The following is a 14,915-nucleotide window of genomic DNA, read 5'->3' on the forward strand; positions in this document are numbered from 1 at the left end:
CCACCCCAGCAAAAACGTATTAAGCCTGCTGTCCCAGCCAGGCATGCAATTCGGAAAAACGGTCGATCGACAAGCGAGGCTCGAACTGCTGCAACGATTCAATCGATTGCGCGCCATAACTGACCGCCACCGAATCCATCCCCGCGTTACGCGCCATCAGCAGATCGAAGGATGAATCACCGACCATCAACGCCTGCTCCGCACGCACACCACAATGCGCAAGGATCTGCTCCAGCATCAGAGGGTGCGGCTTGCTCGCAGTTTCATCGGCAGCACGGGTGATATCGAAATAGTCTTCCCAGCCATTGGCCTTGAGCACGCGATCCAGCCCGCGACGATTCTTGCCGGTCGCAACAGCCAGGTAATAACCCTGCTCGCGAAAGGACGCCATCGACTCGACAACACCCTCGAACAACGGCGAAGGCACGGCTTCGGCAGCGATGTAGTGATCGGCGTAATACTCGCGAAACAAGATCATTTCAGCATCGCTGATCTCGGGATACAGCGTGCGAATCGCCTCGGGCAGGCCCAGACCGATAATGCCTTTGACGGCAAAGTCATCGCGCAACTCGAAACCGGAGCGCCCGGACGCCGAGTGCATCGCCTCGACAATCCGATGAATGGAGTCGGCGAGCGTGCCGTCCCAATCGAAAATCAGCAGTTTGTAATCAGATGGGCGCACTCAATCGCTCCACGGTCTTGGCCCACATTTCATCGACCGGCGCCTGCAAGGTCAGCTTGCCGCCATCCGGCAGCGGCACGGTCAGCATGTAAGCGTGCAGGAACAGGCGCTTACCGCCCAGATCGCGGATTTCCCTGGTGAAATCCTCATCGCCATACTTGCTGTCGCCAGCAATGCAATGACCGGCATGTAAAGTGTGCACGCGAATCTGGTGGGTGCGACCGGTGACCGGTTTAGCCTCGACCATGGTGGCAAAATCACCGAAGCGGCGCAGCACCTTGAACATCGTCAGGGCTTCTTTGCCTTCGTCGTTGACTTCAACCATGCGCTCGCCGGAACGCAAATTGCTCTTGAGCAATGGCGCACTGACTTTCTTGATCGAGGTCGCCCAGTTGCCGCGAACCAGCGCCATGTAGCGCTTGTCGACGCCATCGCCGCGCAATTGCTCATGCAAGTGACGCAACATGCTGCGCTTTTTCGCGATCATCAGCAGGCCGGAAGTGTCACGGTCGAGACGGTGGACCAATTCCAGCTCTTTGGCATCAGGACGCAACTGACGAAAGGCTTCGATCACGCCGAAGTTCAAGCCACTGCCGCCGTGAACCGCAATGCCGGCGGGCTTGTTGATCACAATCAGGGCTTTGTCTTCGAAGACAATCGAGGCTTCCAGGCGCTGCAACAGGCCTTGGGCCAGTGGCACCGGCTCGTCACGTTCAGGCACGCGAACCGGCGGCACGCGCACGATATCGCCGGCCTGCAGCTTGTATTCGGGCTTGATCCGACCTTTGTTCACGCGCACTTCGCCTTTACGCAAAATGCGGTAAATCAAGGTCTTGGGCACGCCTTTGAGCCGGGCGAGGAGAAAGTTGTCGATTCGTTGGCCGGCATACTCCGGCGAGACTTCAAGCAATTGAACGCCTGGAGTCGAAGGGGCAGTAGTTGTCATGCCGCGGATGATAACAATTTTTATGGAATTGAAGCACTTAATCATTGCTGCTATAGTCGCGAACGCCGCCAAAAGCGGCCTGGACAGAGGAATCACGGTCAAAAACCGGCCCTGACCAACGCAATTCACCAGGACGCGAGGCCGTCCTACGGGGCTTTCGCTACGTAACGGTGGAGTTTGCAGTTGTAACAAGCGCAGGTGACATGAGGCCTGAATTACACCGCCGAGCAGAGTTTTTACTCGCCTGGCAGGCACACATTCAAGGCCAGTTCACAAAGTGCAGTCAGTTGCAGATGACCCCGAGCGAATGCTTCGGAAACAACGCCTGAATTAGCCATGATGCGTGACCTCCCCTTTCGGAGCTCACGGTAAATGCCAACCCGCTGCGGATTCTGCGCGCGGCAGCACCCGAATTATCAGGGATACGTGTAGGGTGGAGATGCACAACCGCCGGACTGTGTAGCAATAGGCTTTATCAAGACGCTTCATCTCGTCCACAGCCGCTGGTTGATTCCTCCTCCTGACTGAGTGCTTAAGTAGCCACAGCAAGCAGGACGCGTACGTCGCTATATCGGCCCAATTGGCCGCATATCGCTGGACACGGGAATGGCCAACCACTCCCGACGCACCTGACACCGACCGTGAGAAGTCGTGTGTGCCGAACGCCGTTTCCGGCAGCCCGGAAACCGACGGTACTACATGAAAAGAATGCTGATTAACGCAACTCAACCCGAAGAGTTGCGTGTTGCACTGGTAGATGGCCAACGCCTCTACGACCTGGACATCGAATCCGGTGCACGCGAGCAGAAGAAGGCCAACATCTATAAAGGCCGTATCACTCGCATCGAACCAAGCCTTGAGGCTGCCTTTGTCGATTTCGGCTCCGAGCGCCACGGCTTCCTGCCCCTTAAAGAAATCTCCCGCGAGTACTTCAAGAAAGCCCCTGAAGGCCGCGTCAACATCAAGGACGTCCTGAGCGAAGGCCAGGAAGTCATCGTTCAGGTCGAAAAAGAAGAACGTGGCAACAAGGGCGCAGCCCTGACCACCTTCATCAGCCTGGCCGGTCGTTACCTCGTGCTGATGCCGAACAACCCGCGTGCCGGCGGGATCTCCCGTCGCATCGAAGGCGAAGAGCGCAACGAACTGCGTGAAGCGCTGAACGGTCTGGTTGCGCCAGCCGACATGGGTCTGATCGTGCGCACTGCCGGCCTTGGCCGCAGCAGCGAAGAAATGCAGTGGGACCTCGACTACCTGCTGCAACTGTGGACCGCCATCAAAGAAGCCTCGCTGGATCGCTCCGCGCCATTCCTGATCTACCAGGAAAGCAACGTGATCATCCGCGCCATCCGCGATTACCTGCGCCAGGACATCGGCGAAGTGCTGATCGACAGCGTTGAAGCCCAGGACGAAGCCCTGACCTTCATCCGCCAGGTGATGCCGCAGTACGCCAGCAAGATCAAGCTTTACGAAGACAGCGTGCCGCTGTTCAACCGTTTCCAGATCGAAAGCCAGATCGAGACCGCTTTCCAGCGCGTCGTTGAACTGCCTTCCGGCGGCTCCATCGTTATCGATCCGACCGAAGCCCTGGTGTCCATCGACATCAACTCGGCGCGCGCCACCAAAGGCAGCGACATCGAAGAAACCGCCCTGCAGACCAACCTTGAAGCCGCCGAAGAAATTGCCCGTCAGTTGCGCCTGCGCGACATCGGCGGCCTGATCGTCATCGACTTCATCGACATGACCCCTGCCAAGAACCAGCGCGCCGTGGAAGAGAAAGTCCGCGAATGCCTGGAAGCCGACCGCGCTCGCGTGCAGATCGGTCGCATCTCGCGCTTCGGTTTGCTGGAAATGTCCCGTCAGCGCCTGCGTCCATCGCTGGGCGAAAGCAGCGGCATCGTCTGCCCGCGTTGCAACGGCACCGGCATCATCCGTGACGTGGAATCGCTGTCGCTGGCGATCCTGCGCCTGATCGAAGAAGAAGCCCTGAAAGACCGCACTGCCGAAGTCCGTGCTCAGGTGCCGATCCCGGTCGCCGCGTTCCTGCTCAATGAAAAACGCAACTCGATCACCAAGATCGAACTGCGCACCCGCGCCCGTATCGTCATTCTGCCGAACGATCACCTCGAAACGCCGCACTTCGAAGTTCAGCGTCTGCGTGACGACAGCCCGGAAGCCGCGACCAACCAGTCCAGCTACGAAATCGCTGCTGCCGCTGCCGAAGTTGAAGAAGTTCAGCCAGCCGCTGCGACCCGCACCCTGGTTCGCCAGGAAGCCGCAGTCAAGACTGCTCCGGCCCGCGCCAATGCTCCGGTTCCGACCGAAGTCGCCGCGCCTGCCGCTCCAGCACCGGCGCCAGTTGCCGCGCCAGAGCCAAGCCTGTTCAAAGGCCTGGTGAAATCGCTGGTCAGTCTGTTCGCCACCAAAGAAGAGCCAGCCGCTCCGGTTGTGGTTGAAAAACCAGCCACCGAGCGTCCGGCTCGCAACGAAGAACGCCGCAACGGTCGTCAGCAGAGCCGCAACCGTAATGGTCGCCGCGATGAAGAGCGCAAGCCGCGTGAAGAACGTGCACCGCGTGAAGAACGCGCCCCACGTGAACCGCGTGAAGAGCGTCAGCCACGCGAAGCCCGTGAAGTCCGCGAGCCGCGTGAAGCCCGCACCGAAGCGCCGGCAGCCCGCGAAGAGCGCGCACCACGTGCTCCGCGTGAAGAACGTGCGCCACGCGCACCACGCGAAGACCGCAAGCCACGTGGCGAGCGTGAAGAGCGTGTACGTGAACTGCGCGAGCCACTGGACGCCGCTCCAGTGACTGCAGACACCGCAGTGGTTACCGCTGAAGAGCGTCCGGCCCGTCAGCCACGTGAAGAGCGCGCACCGCGTCCACCGCGTGAAGAGCGTCAGCCACGCGCCGAACAGGCCGCTGCTGCCGTCGCCGAAGAAGAACTGAACACCAACGAAGAGCAACTGCCGGAAGACGGTTCGGAGAGCGCCGAAGGCGATCGTCCACGTCGTCGCTCGCGTGGTCAGCGTCGTCGCAGCAACCGTCGTGAGCGTCAGCGTGACGCCAACGGCAACGTGATCGAAGGTTCGGAAGAATCCGAAGCCGGCGAAAACGCTGAAGGCCCAAGCACCGCCGATCTGTCTGCTGGCCTGGCTGTAACCGCCGCCGTTGCCAGCACCGTGATCAGTGCTCCGGCAGAAGCACAAGCTCACGAGCAAGCCGAACGCGCCACCGCTGCTGTTCAGGAAACCGCTCCAGTGGAAGCGCCGGTTGTTGAAGCAACCACGCCGGTAGAAGTGGTTGCAGCTCCGGAAGTCGAAGTGGCACCGGTTCAGGAAACCCTGCCTCAGGTAGAACCAGCGCCAGTTGTGGTTGCCGAGCCGGTTGTCGAAACCGTCGCAGAAACCGTGACCGAAACCGTGCGTGAAGTTCGCGAAGAGCAGACCGCTTTCAACTGGGTTGCTGAACCAGCAGTCGCTGAAACACCTGCGCCTGTGGTTGAAGCACCGGTTGTTGAAAAGCCAGTGTTCGAAGCGCCGGTAGTTGAAGAAACCAAGGTTGCCGAGCCAGTGGTCGTTGCTGAACCAGCGCCAGTTGTCGAAGCTCCAGTGGTTGCCGAAGCGCCAGCACCGGTGGTTGAAGCACCGGCTCCGGTCAGCGCCCTGACGCCAAGCGGTCGCGCGCCAAACGATCCACGTGAAGTGCGTCGTCGCAAGCGTGAAGAAGAGCGTCTGCAGAAGGAAGCCGAACTGGCTGCCGCTGCTGCTCCGGTGGCTGACGTGGTCGAGGCAGCTCCTGCCCCGGTGACTGAAGAAGCCGTGGTTGAGTCGGTGATTGCTGAAGCACCACGCTCCGTTCAGGACGCGGTCGAGCAACACCAACATGCCGAGGAAAAAGAACACGAGCCTAAACCACTCGTGTAATTTCCAAAGCCGTTAAAAAGCCCCGCCCGGTGAAAGCCTGGCGGGGCTTTTTTATGCTGTTTAAAAGATCGAAAGATCGCAGCCTTCGGCAGCTCCTACATCGGAATACGATCACATGTAGGAGCTGCCGAAGGCTGCGATCTTTTGATCTTGCTGTTATTTGAAAATCAACGCCTGCGGTACATCGATATCCCACAACACCCCAGGATCATCCACCGCCACTTCCACCACCCTGCCCTGCTTGAACAACGGCCTCGCCCCGCGATCACCGTTCAACGCCTGCAACCCCGGACCAAACGAACGCCCAAACCCCACCGGATGACCAAACTCGCCATCCTGCACCGGCACGCTCACCGCATCGTCAGCCATGGCCGCGACCACCCGCTCGATACTCGACGGCAAGATAAACGGCATGTCGCCAAGGACAATCAACCAGCCATCCGCATCCGCACAAGCGGCGACCCCGGCGGCAATGCTGTCACCCATTCCGGTCGATTCGATCGAGACAACGTCGCAGCCATAAGCCTGCGCCATGCGCATTGCCTGCGGCCGCGCCTCGGTCGTCACCAGCACGCGCGTGTCGAGGCTGGCCGGCAGATTCACCAGCACCTGCTCAATCACCGAGCGCACCGCGCCATCCCGCCCGGTGCAGTCCGCCAGCAACTTGTCCTTATCGGCACCCGCCACCTGGCGAAAGCGGCTGCCCTCACCCGCCGCCAGCACAATCACTGCAATGGATCGACTCATGCGCCCTCCAGTGTCTTCTTCTGTTTCAACGCGACGCCGTTCTTGATCGCGACGATTTCCGCCAGCAAGGACAAGGCAATCTCCGCCGGCGAATGACTGCCGATGTGCAGACCGATCGGGCCGTGCAAACGATCAATAGCCGCTGCTGACAAGCCTAGCTGAGCCAGATTTTCCCGACGCTTCTGGCTGTTGACCCGCGAACCGAGGGCGCCGACATAAAAGGCTGGCGAATCCAGCGCCGTCAGCAGCGCCATGTCATCCAGACGCGGATCATGAGTCAGCGCGACAATCGCTGTGCGCTCATCGGTCTGGATGCTCAGCACCGCGTCATCCGGCATGCCCGGGACGAAACGGCCGTGATGCTCCTCCCAACCGTAGACAAACTCAGTGCGCGGATCGCAGATCAGCACCTCGAAATCCAGCAGCCGCGCCATGTCGGCGACGTAGCGCGACAACTGCCCGGCACCGATCAATAGCAGACGCCAGCGCGGCCCGTAGATTGCGCGCAGATTTTTGCCATCGAACGCCAGCGAATCGGTTTTGCTCGCCGTCGTCAAAACCACTTCACCCGTGTCGATGCTCAACTCGCGCGCGACGATTTCGTGAGCTTCGCAACGGGCCAGTAATTCGGCCACCCATGCCGGATCACCGACGCGCTCTTCGGTCAGCCGCAGCGTACCGCCGCAAGGCAGACCAAAGCGCGCCGCCTCCTCTCGCGTGACGCCGTAAGTAATCAACTGCACCGGCGGCCCGTCGGTGGCGATCCGGCCGTCGTGCAGGCGGGCAATCAAGTCATCCTCGACACACCCGCCCGACACCGAACCGATCACCACGCCATCCTCGCGCAACGCCAGCATGGCGCCGGGCGCCCGGGGCGCGGTGCCCCAGGTTTGCACCACGGTGAACAGCACCACCCGCTGCCCGGCGCGGCGCCATTCGAGCACGCTGCGCAGAACGTTAAGATCGACGCTGTCCATCAGGCGTCTGCCTTCTGCCAGCCCTGCAATTGATAACGCACCGGCAGATTGCGAATACGCTTGCCGGTGGCGGCGAAGATCGCGTTACACAAGGCCGGGGCAATTGGCGGTACGCCCGGCTCGCCGACGCCGCCCAAGGGTACGTCGCCCGGCGGTGTCACCAGATGCACGGCAACGTCCTTGGGCGCCAGCGACATGCGCGCCACTTCGTACATGTGGAAGTTGTCCTGCTGCACCTTGCCGTCCTTGAAGCTGATTTCACCCAGCACCGCATTACCAAGGCCCATCACACAAGCACCCTCGAACTGCGAGCGAATGCGCTCGGGGTTGATCTGCGGCCCGCAGTCCACGGCAATGTCCGCCTTATGCACGATCAGCGTGCCGTCGCCCTTGACCTCGACCTCGATCACCGCCGCCACGTAAGTGACGAAGCTGTAATGCACCGCCAGGCCAAGACCACGCCCCTCGGGCAGCTTGCGCCCCCAACCGGCAGCCTTGGCGGCGGTTTCCAGCACGGTGCGCATGCGCCCGGTATCGATCGGATAACGCTCAGGAGATTCACCGTAGTTCCACTCCTCGCTCAACGTGCGCGGGTCGATCTGGCGATCCGGGCCGAGCAGTTTGATCTGGTACTTGAGCGGATCTTCGCCGGCCTTGTGCGCCAGTTCATCGACGAAACTCTGGATCGCGAAACCATGGGGAATGTTCGACACCGAGCGATACCAGCCGACCCGCGTGTGCACGGTGGCCTCAGGGTTTTCCAGGCGCACATTGGGAATCGCGTAAGCCATGTTGGTAAAGCCCATGCCCAGTTCGAACGCGGCTTCATGGTTCATGCCCGGCGCGAACAGCGCGGTGATGCTCGGCGCCACAGTGCGATGCAGCCAGCCGGAGGGCATGCCGTCCTTGCCCACACCTGCCTTCAGATATTCGGCAGACACGGTGTGGAAATACGAGTTGTGGATGTCGTCTTCACGCGTCCACTGCACCCGCACTGCTTTACCCGGAAACTCCTTGGCGAGGATCGCCGCCTCGACGACGAAGTCCGGCTTGGATTTACGCCCGAAACCGCCGCCGAGCAGCGTGACATTGAAGGTGACGTTGTCGAACGGCAACCCAAGACGCTCGGCAATGCGTTCACGGGTGACTTGTGGCGCCTGACTCGGTGCCCACGCTTCGCAAACGCCGTCCTTGTAGCGGGCGATGGCGACCATTGGTTCCATTGGCGCCTGGGCCAGATGCGGTAAATAGTAGGAAGCTTCGAGGGTACTGGCAGCACCGCTCAGGGCCTTATCGATATCACCGGTGTTGCGCACCACTTTGCCGGGCTTCAGCGACGCGGCTTCGAGTTCCTTGCGATAGGCGATCGAGTCATAACTGGCATTCGGCCCATCGTCCCATTCAATTTTCAGCGCTTCGCGGCCCTTGATCGCCGCCCAGGTATTGCTGGCCACCACGGCCACGCCGCCCAATGGCTGAAACTCCGAAGGCAGTGGACGGCTTTCGATCTGGATGACTTTGACTACGCCGGGGACTTTCAGCGCGGCGCTGTCGTCCAGCGATTTGACCTTGCCGCCGTACACCGCCGGGCGGGCGATGGTCGCGTACAACATGCCATCGAAATGCACATCGGCGCCGTACACCGCACGACCGTTGACGATGTCATCGCCGTCGATGGCCTTGCTGCCTTCCTTGCCGATGTAGCGAAACGCCGACGGTTGCTTGAGACGCAATCTGTCCCGTGCCGGTACTGCCAATGCACTGGCTGCGGCGGCGAGCTCGCCATAGCCCAGCTCACGACCGGACGGCTGGTGAATCACCTTGTGCAACTGCGCGTGGCATTCGCCCACAGGCACTTTCCACTGCGCGGCGGCGGCCTGCTCGAGCATGGTCCGCGCGGCAGCGCCACAACGCCGCATCGGCTCGTACCAGTGCCGCATGCTGCGCGAACCGTCGGTGTCCTGGTTGCCGAAACGCACCTCATCGCCCGGCGCCTGCTGCACCGTGACGCGCGCCCAATCGGCCTCCAGCTCATCAGCGACAACCATGGTCAGACTGGTGCGCACGCCCTGGCCCATTTCCGAACGGTTGCACACAACGGTGACCGTGCCGTCGGCGGCGATGCTGACGTAGACCTTCGGATCATCGATCCAGCCATTGGGCATGCCATCGGCGCCGAACTGCTTCGGTTTGTCTTCAGCCAACGCATCCTGCCAACCCCAACTCGCCGCCAATACCAGTGCGCCGGTGGCGCCGACGCCTTTGAGGAAACCGCGACGACTGAGGTTGCTCAGGGCGAAATCATTCGGAAGGCGACTCATGCCTTGGCCTCCTTCAAGTGAGTGGAAGCCTGACGAATCGCGGTTTTGATTCGGTTGTAGGTGCCGCAGCGACAAATATTGCCGACCATGGCTTCTTCGATCTGCTCGTCGCTCGGGTTCGGGTGGGTCTTGAGCAACGCCGTGGCCGACATGATCTGCCCACCCTGACAGAAACCGCATTGCGCGACCGCGCTGTCGAGCCAGGCTTGCTGGACTACCTGACCCACCGGGTCGGCGTGCAGGTTGTCGATGGTGGTGACGTTCTGGCCGACCACCGTGCCGATCGGCGTGATGCAACTGCGCGCCGGCAAACCGTCGATGTGAATGGTGCACGCGCCACACAGGCCCATGCCGCAGCCGAATTTGGTGCCGTTGTAACCAGCAACGTCGCGGATCGCCCAGAGCAGCGGCATGTCTTCCGTAACATCGAGTGAATGGTCTTGGCCATTGAGTTTCAGGGTAATCATGGGCACGCCCGCATATTTTTGGTGGTTATGGGGTCGAGCAATCTGCCGCCGTTGAATCGGCGGTGGTTCACGCAGATCGACTCAGGCTAATGAGGCTCTCTTGTGCCGACGCGAACGTCTGCACCGGGCCTTTGGTGGAGCAAATGACGGTTATCGTTAGCTCGCTTAGTTAACCCAGCGTTAACAAAAAAGCCCTGCACTTTTTCATCAGTGCAGGGCTCTGGATGGCGCTTGGAAAGCGTAGCCTCAATAGCGGTTGGGCTCCATTTCCAGGTCGACATTGAAACGTTCTGCAATGTCTTTCTGGATACGTTGCGCAAGATCGAACAATTGCAGCCCGGTCGCGGCGCCGTAATTGACCAGCACCAGCGCCTGAAGTTTATGCACACCGGCATCGGCTTCGCGGAAGCCTTTCCAGCCGGCACGCTCGATCAGCCAACCTGCCGCCAGCTTCATCTGCCCGTCCGGTTGCGCATAAGCCACCACATCCGGATGCTGTGCCTTGATCTGCGCGACGATGGCCGCCGACACCAGCGGATTCTTGAAGAAGCTGCCGGCATTGCCAAGCACCGCAGGGTCCGGCAGTTTTTCACTGCGGATGCTGCAAATCGCGCGACTGACGTCGGTGGCTGTCGGCTGCTCGATCCCCTGCTCGGTCAGGCGCTGACGCACCGGACCGTATTCCAGATGCAGATGCGCGACGCGATCCAGTTTGAAGCGCACGCGCAGAATCAGCCAACGCCCAGGCTGCTGTTTGAACAGGCTGTCGCGGTAGGCAAAGTTGCATTCTTCGAGGCTGAAGTCGCGCAGCTCGCCGGTCTGGCGATCCAGCGCGGTCAATCCGGCAAACACATCCTTGATCTCGACGCCGTAAGCGCCGATGTTCTGCATCGGTGCCGCGCCGACAGTGCCGGGAATCAGACTGAGGTTTTCCAGTCCGCAAAAGCCCAGCGCCAATGTGTGCTGGACAAACGGATGCCACGGCTCGCCCGCTTCCGCCTCAATCACCACACGGTTACCGTCATCGCTGATCACCCGAATCCCGCGCGTTGCCATGCGCAGCACCAGCGCCGGAATATCAGCGGTCAGCAGCAAGTTGCTGCCACCGCCGATCACCAGTAACGGCACCTCGTGAGCCGTGGCATACGCCAACGCTTCACGAACATCGGCATCGTTATGGGCTTCGGCGAACAGTTGCGCGCGAACATCGACGCCAAAACTGTTGAACGGTTTCAGGGAAACCTGGGGTTGCACCTGCAAACTCATAACCGGCCCTTCACTTCGATCAACAGTTGGTCGCAGGCCGCTTCGATCAGGTCCAGCACCTGCTCGAAACCCTGATCGCCGTCGTAATAGGGATCCGGCACTTCATCGACCAACCCGGCATAACGGCGCAGGAACAGATCCAGTTCAGCCTTGCCGGTGGACGGTTGCAGCGCCTTGAGGTTGCGCAGGTTGCTGTTGTCCATCGCCAGGATCAGGTCGTAACTGGCGAAATCGGCTCGGCTGACCTGCTGCGCGCGTTGCGCCGACAGGTCATAACCGCGCACTTTGGCAGCGGCCTGGCTGCGTTTGTCCGGCGGATTGCCCACGTGCCAATCGCCTGTGCCGGCGGAGGCCACTTCGACCTGATCCGCCAGCCCCGCTTCACGCAGTTTGTGGCGTAATACGCCCTCGGCCGTGGGCGAACGGCAAATATTGCCCAGGCACACAAACAGAACGCGCATCAGGCCTCCAGCAGGCGACGAACGCGCTCGAGGTCTTCAACGGTGTCGACGCCGGTTGGCGGCGCAATCAGCGCGTCGGCGACGTGAATCCGCACGCCATGCCACAGGGCACGCAGTTGCTCGAGGGATTCAGTGTTTTCCAGCCAGCACGGCCCCCAGCTCACGAAGTCCTGAAGGAAACCGGCGCGGTAGGCATAAATGCCGATATGGCGACGGTAAGGCACGCCTTCGGGCAATTGCTCGCGGCTCTTGGCGAAGGCATCGCGTGCCCACGGCAAGGTTGCACGGCTGAAGGTCAGCGCCAGACCATTGAGGTCGCTGACGACCTTGACCACGTTCGAATTGAACAGGGTGTCCACGTCCTCAATCGGCTCGGCCAGCGTGGCCATGCGCGCTTCGGTGTGGGCAGCCAGATTGGCAGCGACCTGATCGATCACGCTCGGTGGAATCAGTGGCTCATCACCCTGCACGTTGACCACGATCGCGTCAGGCTCAAGGCCCAGTTTCGCGGCGACTTCGGCCAGACGATCGGTGCCGGAATTGTGATCTTCACGGGTCAGCACCACTTCGGCGCCAAAAGCCTTGCAGGCCTCGACGATGCGCGCATCGTCAGTCGCCACCACCACGCGGCTGGCGCTGCTTTTGCTCGCCTGTTCCCAGACGTGCTGGATCATCGGCTTGCCGGCGATGTCCAGCAGCGGTTTGCCCGGTAGACGGGTCGAGGCGAAACGTGACGGGATGACAACGGTGAAGGCAGTGGTCATTTATCCAGACGCTCGTCGGTGGTCAGGGTGCGGGCTTCGCTTTCGAGCATGACCGGGATGCCATCGCGGATCGGGTACGCCAGACCGGCACCCTTGCTGATCAACTCGGTCTTGTCGGCGCTGAGCTTGAGCGGGCCTTTGCAGATCGGGCACGCGAGGATATCGAGCAATTTGGTGTCCATGAACATTCCCTGAGTAAAGAGTTAAGGCAAAAGCCGATCGGGCAACAGGCGCATCAGCTGCGTGTCAAACCAGGCCACGAAGGCCGGCGACGGCACGGCATCGACCGCCAGATACCACCAGTCGGCAGCAGCAAAAGCGCGGCACTTCACCGCGTCCTTTTCGGTCATCACCAACGGCAATGACGGTGTGAAATTCAAGGCTTGCACGCTGTATTCAGCGTGGTCGGCAAACGCATGGGGGACTGCGCGCCAGTCTAGCGCTTCGAGGGTATTGAAGAAACGTTGCGGATTACCAATCCCGGCGACGGCGTGCACGCTCTGACCGGGCGGAAAATGATCCAGCGTTTTGCGCTCGCCGCTGCGCAGGTTGACCAGCGCCGTCGGTTGCAGACGGAAAGCGAAGCCGTCGTCACGATCTTCAGTGGCACCATTGAACAGCACACCATCCACGCTTTGCAGGCGCTCGATCGGTTCACGCAAGGGCCCGGCCGGCAGACAACGCTTGTTGCCCAGACCACGGGCAGCATCGATGAGCACCAGTTCCAGATCTCGCGCCAGGCGATAATGCTGCATGCCGTCATCCGACAGGATCAGATCCAGCGGTTCGCTGGCGAGCAAGGCTTTGACGGCGGCGCTGCGATCGGGGTCAATCATCAGCGGCACGCCGGTGCGCTGGACGATCAGCAACGGTTCGTCTCCGGCAATGTCGGCGGCTTGATCGGCCTCGACGCGCCACGGCAGTTGCGGCGGTTTGGCCCCGTAACCACGGCTGACCACGCCGACGCGCAAACCGCTACGCCGACAGTGCTCGATCAGCCAGAGAATCATCGGTGTCTTGCCGGTGCCACCCACGGTGATGTTGCCGACGACGATTAACGGCACCGGTGGCTGATAGATCTCACCTTCACCGTCGAGAAAGCGCTGGCGTTTGTTGACCACCACGCGGCGGTACAACAACTCCAACGGCCGCAGCAACGTCAGGGCCGGGTGCCCCTGATACCACGCGGCGAGCAAACGATCGGACAGACTCATCAGGATTTCGGCGCCGCCTCGACCGTGGTCATGCGCAGATGGCTGAAACCGAGCTTGCCGGCCGCGTCCATGGCGGTGATCACGGATTGATGCTGAGTCTTGCCATCGGCACTGATCGACAACGGCATGTTGGTGTCGCCGTTGGACTCTTTCTGCATGGCTTCCATCAGGGTCGCCAGATCATTCTTCGGCAGAATCTTGTTGTTCACCGAAAACACGCCTTCGGCGCTGATGGCCACGTCAATCTGCTTGAGCTGCTGGTCTTCGGCCGGTGAGCCGCTGACCGCTTCCGGCAGGTCGACGCGCAACTGGGTTTCACGGGTAAACGTGGTGGTCACAACGAAAAACAGCAGCAGGATAAACACCACATCGATCAGCGATGCGAGGTTGATGTCGATGGTTTCCCGAGGCTTGCGACGGAATTTCACGCGCGGCCCTCGGCCAGATCGACGTCACGGTCGCCCTGCACCACTTCAACCAGTTTGATCGCTTCCTGTTCCATGCCCACCACCAGTTCATCGATGCGGCGTTGCAGGAACCGGTGGAAGAACACCGCCGGAATACCGACCATCAAGCCCGCCGCCGTGGTGATCAGCGCTTTGGAGATACCGCCGGCCAATACCGAAGCGTTGGTGGTCATACCTGAACCGGTGAAGGCACTGAAAATGTCGATCATGCCCAACACCGTGCCGAGCAGCCCCAGCAACGGCGACATGGCGGCAATCGTGCCCAGCGCATTGACGTAGCGTTCGAGCTCGTGAATCACCCGGGCGGCGGCTTCTTCGATGCACTCCTTCATGATCTCGCGACCATGCTTGGAGTTGGCCAGACCCGCGGCGAGGATTTCCCCCAGCGGCGAATTGGCGCGCAATTCCTTGAGTTTTTCTTTATTGAGCTGTTTGTCCTTGATCCAGACCCAGACCTGGCCCAGCAGATGCTCGGGGGTGACGCGACTGGCGCGCAGGGTCCACAGGCGTTCGGCGACGATCGCCATGGCCGCGATGGAGCTCAGAATGATCGGCAACATCATCCAGCCGCCGGATTTGACCAATTCCCACACAGTGACAGTCCCCTCGAAAAAGTGCGCCACTTTACCATACCGATTGACGATTAAGACCCGCCGCCCCGACGACCGTGATGCCCCATTCG

Annotated in this window: 14 protein-coding genes; 1 reads left to right on the plus strand and 13 read right to left on the minus strand. The window is 60.9% G+C overall.

Features of this window, described 5'->3' with window-relative positions; translation table 11 throughout:
- Window positions 1-19 precede the first annotated feature (19 nt).
- Complete coding sequence (locus P3G59_RS21095; RefSeq protein WP_277758826.1) at window positions 20-682, minus strand: HAD-IA family hydrolase; 663 nt, start codon at window positions 680-682, stop codon at window positions 20-22.
- Window positions 669-1,628 carry a 23S rRNA pseudouridine(955/2504/2580) synthase RluC gene (rluC, locus tag P3G59_RS21100; RefSeq protein WP_277758827.1) on the minus strand — a complete coding sequence of 320 codons (960 nt, stop codon included), beginning with the start codon at window positions 1,626-1,628 and terminating at the stop codon, window positions 669-671. Before rluC ends, P3G59_RS21095 begins: the two co-directional genes overlap by 14 nt.
- A gap of 699 nt (window positions 1,629-2,327) precedes the next feature.
- Here rluC and rne point away from each other — a divergent pair.
- The gene (gene rne / locus P3G59_RS21105) at window positions 2,328-5,549 is read left to right on the plus strand and encodes a ribonuclease E (protein WP_277758828.1); all 3,222 of its coding nucleotides are present in this window, start codon (window positions 2,328-2,330) and stop codon (window positions 5,547-5,549) included.
- A gap of 156 nt (window positions 5,550-5,705) precedes the next feature.
- Here rne and P3G59_RS21110 read toward each other — a convergent pair whose 3' ends face one another.
- The 11 genes from P3G59_RS21110 to P3G59_RS21160 form a co-directional block, all read right to left on the minus strand.
- Window positions 5,706-6,296, minus strand: a complete 591-nt coding sequence (locus tag P3G59_RS21110; protein WP_277758829.1) for a nucleotidyltransferase family protein — start codon at window positions 6,294-6,296, stop codon at window positions 5,706-5,708.
- Window positions 6,293-7,273 (minus strand): XdhC family protein, encoded by a 981-nt coding sequence (locus P3G59_RS21115; RefSeq protein WP_277758830.1) that lies wholly within the window; start codon window positions 7,271-7,273, stop codon window positions 6,293-6,295. The genes P3G59_RS21110 and P3G59_RS21115 overlap by 4 nt, the downstream gene beginning before the upstream one ends.
- A complete protein-coding gene (locus P3G59_RS21120; protein ID WP_277758831.1) occupies window positions 7,273-9,594 on the minus strand; it encodes a xanthine dehydrogenase family protein molybdopterin-binding subunit in 2,322 nt (773 codons plus the stop codon). The genes P3G59_RS21115 and P3G59_RS21120 overlap by 1 nt, the downstream gene beginning before the upstream one ends.
- Window positions 9,591-10,061, minus strand: coding sequence for a (2Fe-2S)-binding protein (locus tag P3G59_RS21125; RefSeq protein WP_277758832.1), 471 nt, complete (start codon window positions 10,059-10,061; stop codon window positions 9,591-9,593). Before P3G59_RS21125 ends, P3G59_RS21120 begins: the two co-directional genes overlap by 4 nt.
- 246 nt (window positions 10,062-10,307) lie before the next feature.
- Window positions 10,308-11,327 (minus strand): UDP-N-acetylmuramate dehydrogenase, encoded by a 1,020-nt coding sequence (gene murB, locus P3G59_RS21130; RefSeq protein ID WP_277758833.1) that lies wholly within the window; start codon window positions 11,325-11,327, stop codon window positions 10,308-10,310.
- Complete coding sequence (locus P3G59_RS21135; RefSeq protein ID WP_102900035.1) at window positions 11,324-11,788, minus strand: low molecular weight protein-tyrosine-phosphatase; 465 nt, start codon at window positions 11,786-11,788, stop codon at window positions 11,324-11,326. The genes murB and P3G59_RS21135 overlap by 4 nt, the downstream gene beginning before the upstream one ends.
- Window positions 11,788-12,552 (minus strand): 3-deoxy-manno-octulosonate cytidylyltransferase, encoded by a 765-nt coding sequence (gene kdsB, locus P3G59_RS21140; RefSeq protein WP_277758834.1) that lies wholly within the window; start codon window positions 12,550-12,552, stop codon window positions 11,788-11,790. The genes P3G59_RS21135 and kdsB overlap by 1 nt, the downstream gene beginning before the upstream one ends.
- Window positions 12,549-12,734 carry a Trm112 family protein gene (locus P3G59_RS21145; RefSeq protein WP_003174668.1) on the minus strand — a complete coding sequence of 62 codons (186 nt, stop codon included), beginning with the start codon at window positions 12,732-12,734 and terminating at the stop codon, window positions 12,549-12,551. The genes kdsB and P3G59_RS21145 overlap by 4 nt, the downstream gene beginning before the upstream one ends.
- Window positions 12,735-12,755: 21 nt before the next feature.
- Window positions 12,756-13,766, minus strand: a complete 1,011-nt coding sequence (lpxK, locus tag P3G59_RS21150) for a tetraacyldisaccharide 4'-kinase (protein WP_277758835.1) — start codon at window positions 13,764-13,766, stop codon at window positions 12,756-12,758.
- Window positions 13,766-14,194, minus strand: coding sequence for a biopolymer transporter ExbD (locus tag P3G59_RS21155; protein ID WP_007908223.1), 429 nt, complete (start codon window positions 14,192-14,194; stop codon window positions 13,766-13,768). The genes lpxK and P3G59_RS21155 overlap by 1 nt, the downstream gene beginning before the upstream one ends.
- Window positions 14,191-14,826 carry a MotA/TolQ/ExbB proton channel family protein gene (locus P3G59_RS21160; RefSeq protein ID WP_007908216.1) on the minus strand — a complete coding sequence of 212 codons (636 nt, stop codon included), beginning with the start codon at window positions 14,824-14,826 and terminating at the stop codon, window positions 14,191-14,193. Before P3G59_RS21160 ends, P3G59_RS21155 begins: the two co-directional genes overlap by 4 nt.
- Between the last annotated feature and the right edge of the window lie 89 nt (window positions 14,827-14,915).

It is taken from the genome of Pseudomonas sp. A34-9, from assembly GCF_029543085.1.
Classification (GTDB): domain Bacteria; phylum Pseudomonadota; class Gammaproteobacteria; order Pseudomonadales; family Pseudomonadaceae; genus Aquipseudomonas.

Bases quoted from the DNA above. Each gene is read 5' to 3' on its own strand.
- rluC (WP_277758827.1), bottom strand. From the start codon at position 1,628: ATGACAACTACTGCCCCTTCGACTCCAGGCGTTCAATTGCTTGAAGTC.
- rne (WP_277758828.1), top strand. From the start codon at position 2,328: ATGAAAAGAATGCTGATTAACGCAACTCAACCCGAAGAGTTGCGTGTT.
- P3G59_RS21110 (WP_277758829.1), bottom strand. From the start codon at position 6,296: ATGAGTCGATCCATTGCAGTGATTGTGCTGGCGGCGGGTGAGGGCAGC.
- P3G59_RS21115 (WP_277758830.1), bottom strand. From the start codon at position 7,273: ATGGACAGCGTCGATCTTAACGTTCTGCGCAGCGTGCTCGAATGGCGC.
- P3G59_RS21120 (WP_277758831.1), bottom strand. From the start codon at position 9,594: ATGAGTCGCCTTCCGAATGATTTCGCCCTGAGCAACCTCAGTCGTCGC.
- P3G59_RS21125 (WP_277758832.1), bottom strand. From the start codon at position 10,061: ATGATTACCCTGAAACTCAATGGCCAAGACCATTCACTCGATGTTACG.
- murB (WP_277758833.1), bottom strand. From the start codon at position 11,327: ATGAGTTTGCAGGTGCAACCCCAGGTTTCCCTGAAACCGTTCAACAGT.
- P3G59_RS21135 (WP_102900035.1), bottom strand. From the start codon at position 11,788: ATGCGCGTTCTGTTTGTGTGCCTGGGCAATATTTGCCGTTCGCCCACG.
- kdsB (WP_277758834.1), bottom strand. From the start codon at position 12,552: ATGACCACTGCCTTCACCGTTGTCATCCCGTCACGTTTCGCCTCGACC.
- P3G59_RS21145 (WP_003174668.1), bottom strand. From the start codon at position 12,734: ATGGACACCAAATTGCTCGATATCCTCGCGTGCCCGATCTGCAAAGGC.
- lpxK (WP_277758835.1), bottom strand. From the start codon at position 13,766: ATGAGTCTGTCCGATCGTTTGCTCGCCGCGTGGTATCAGGGGCACCCG.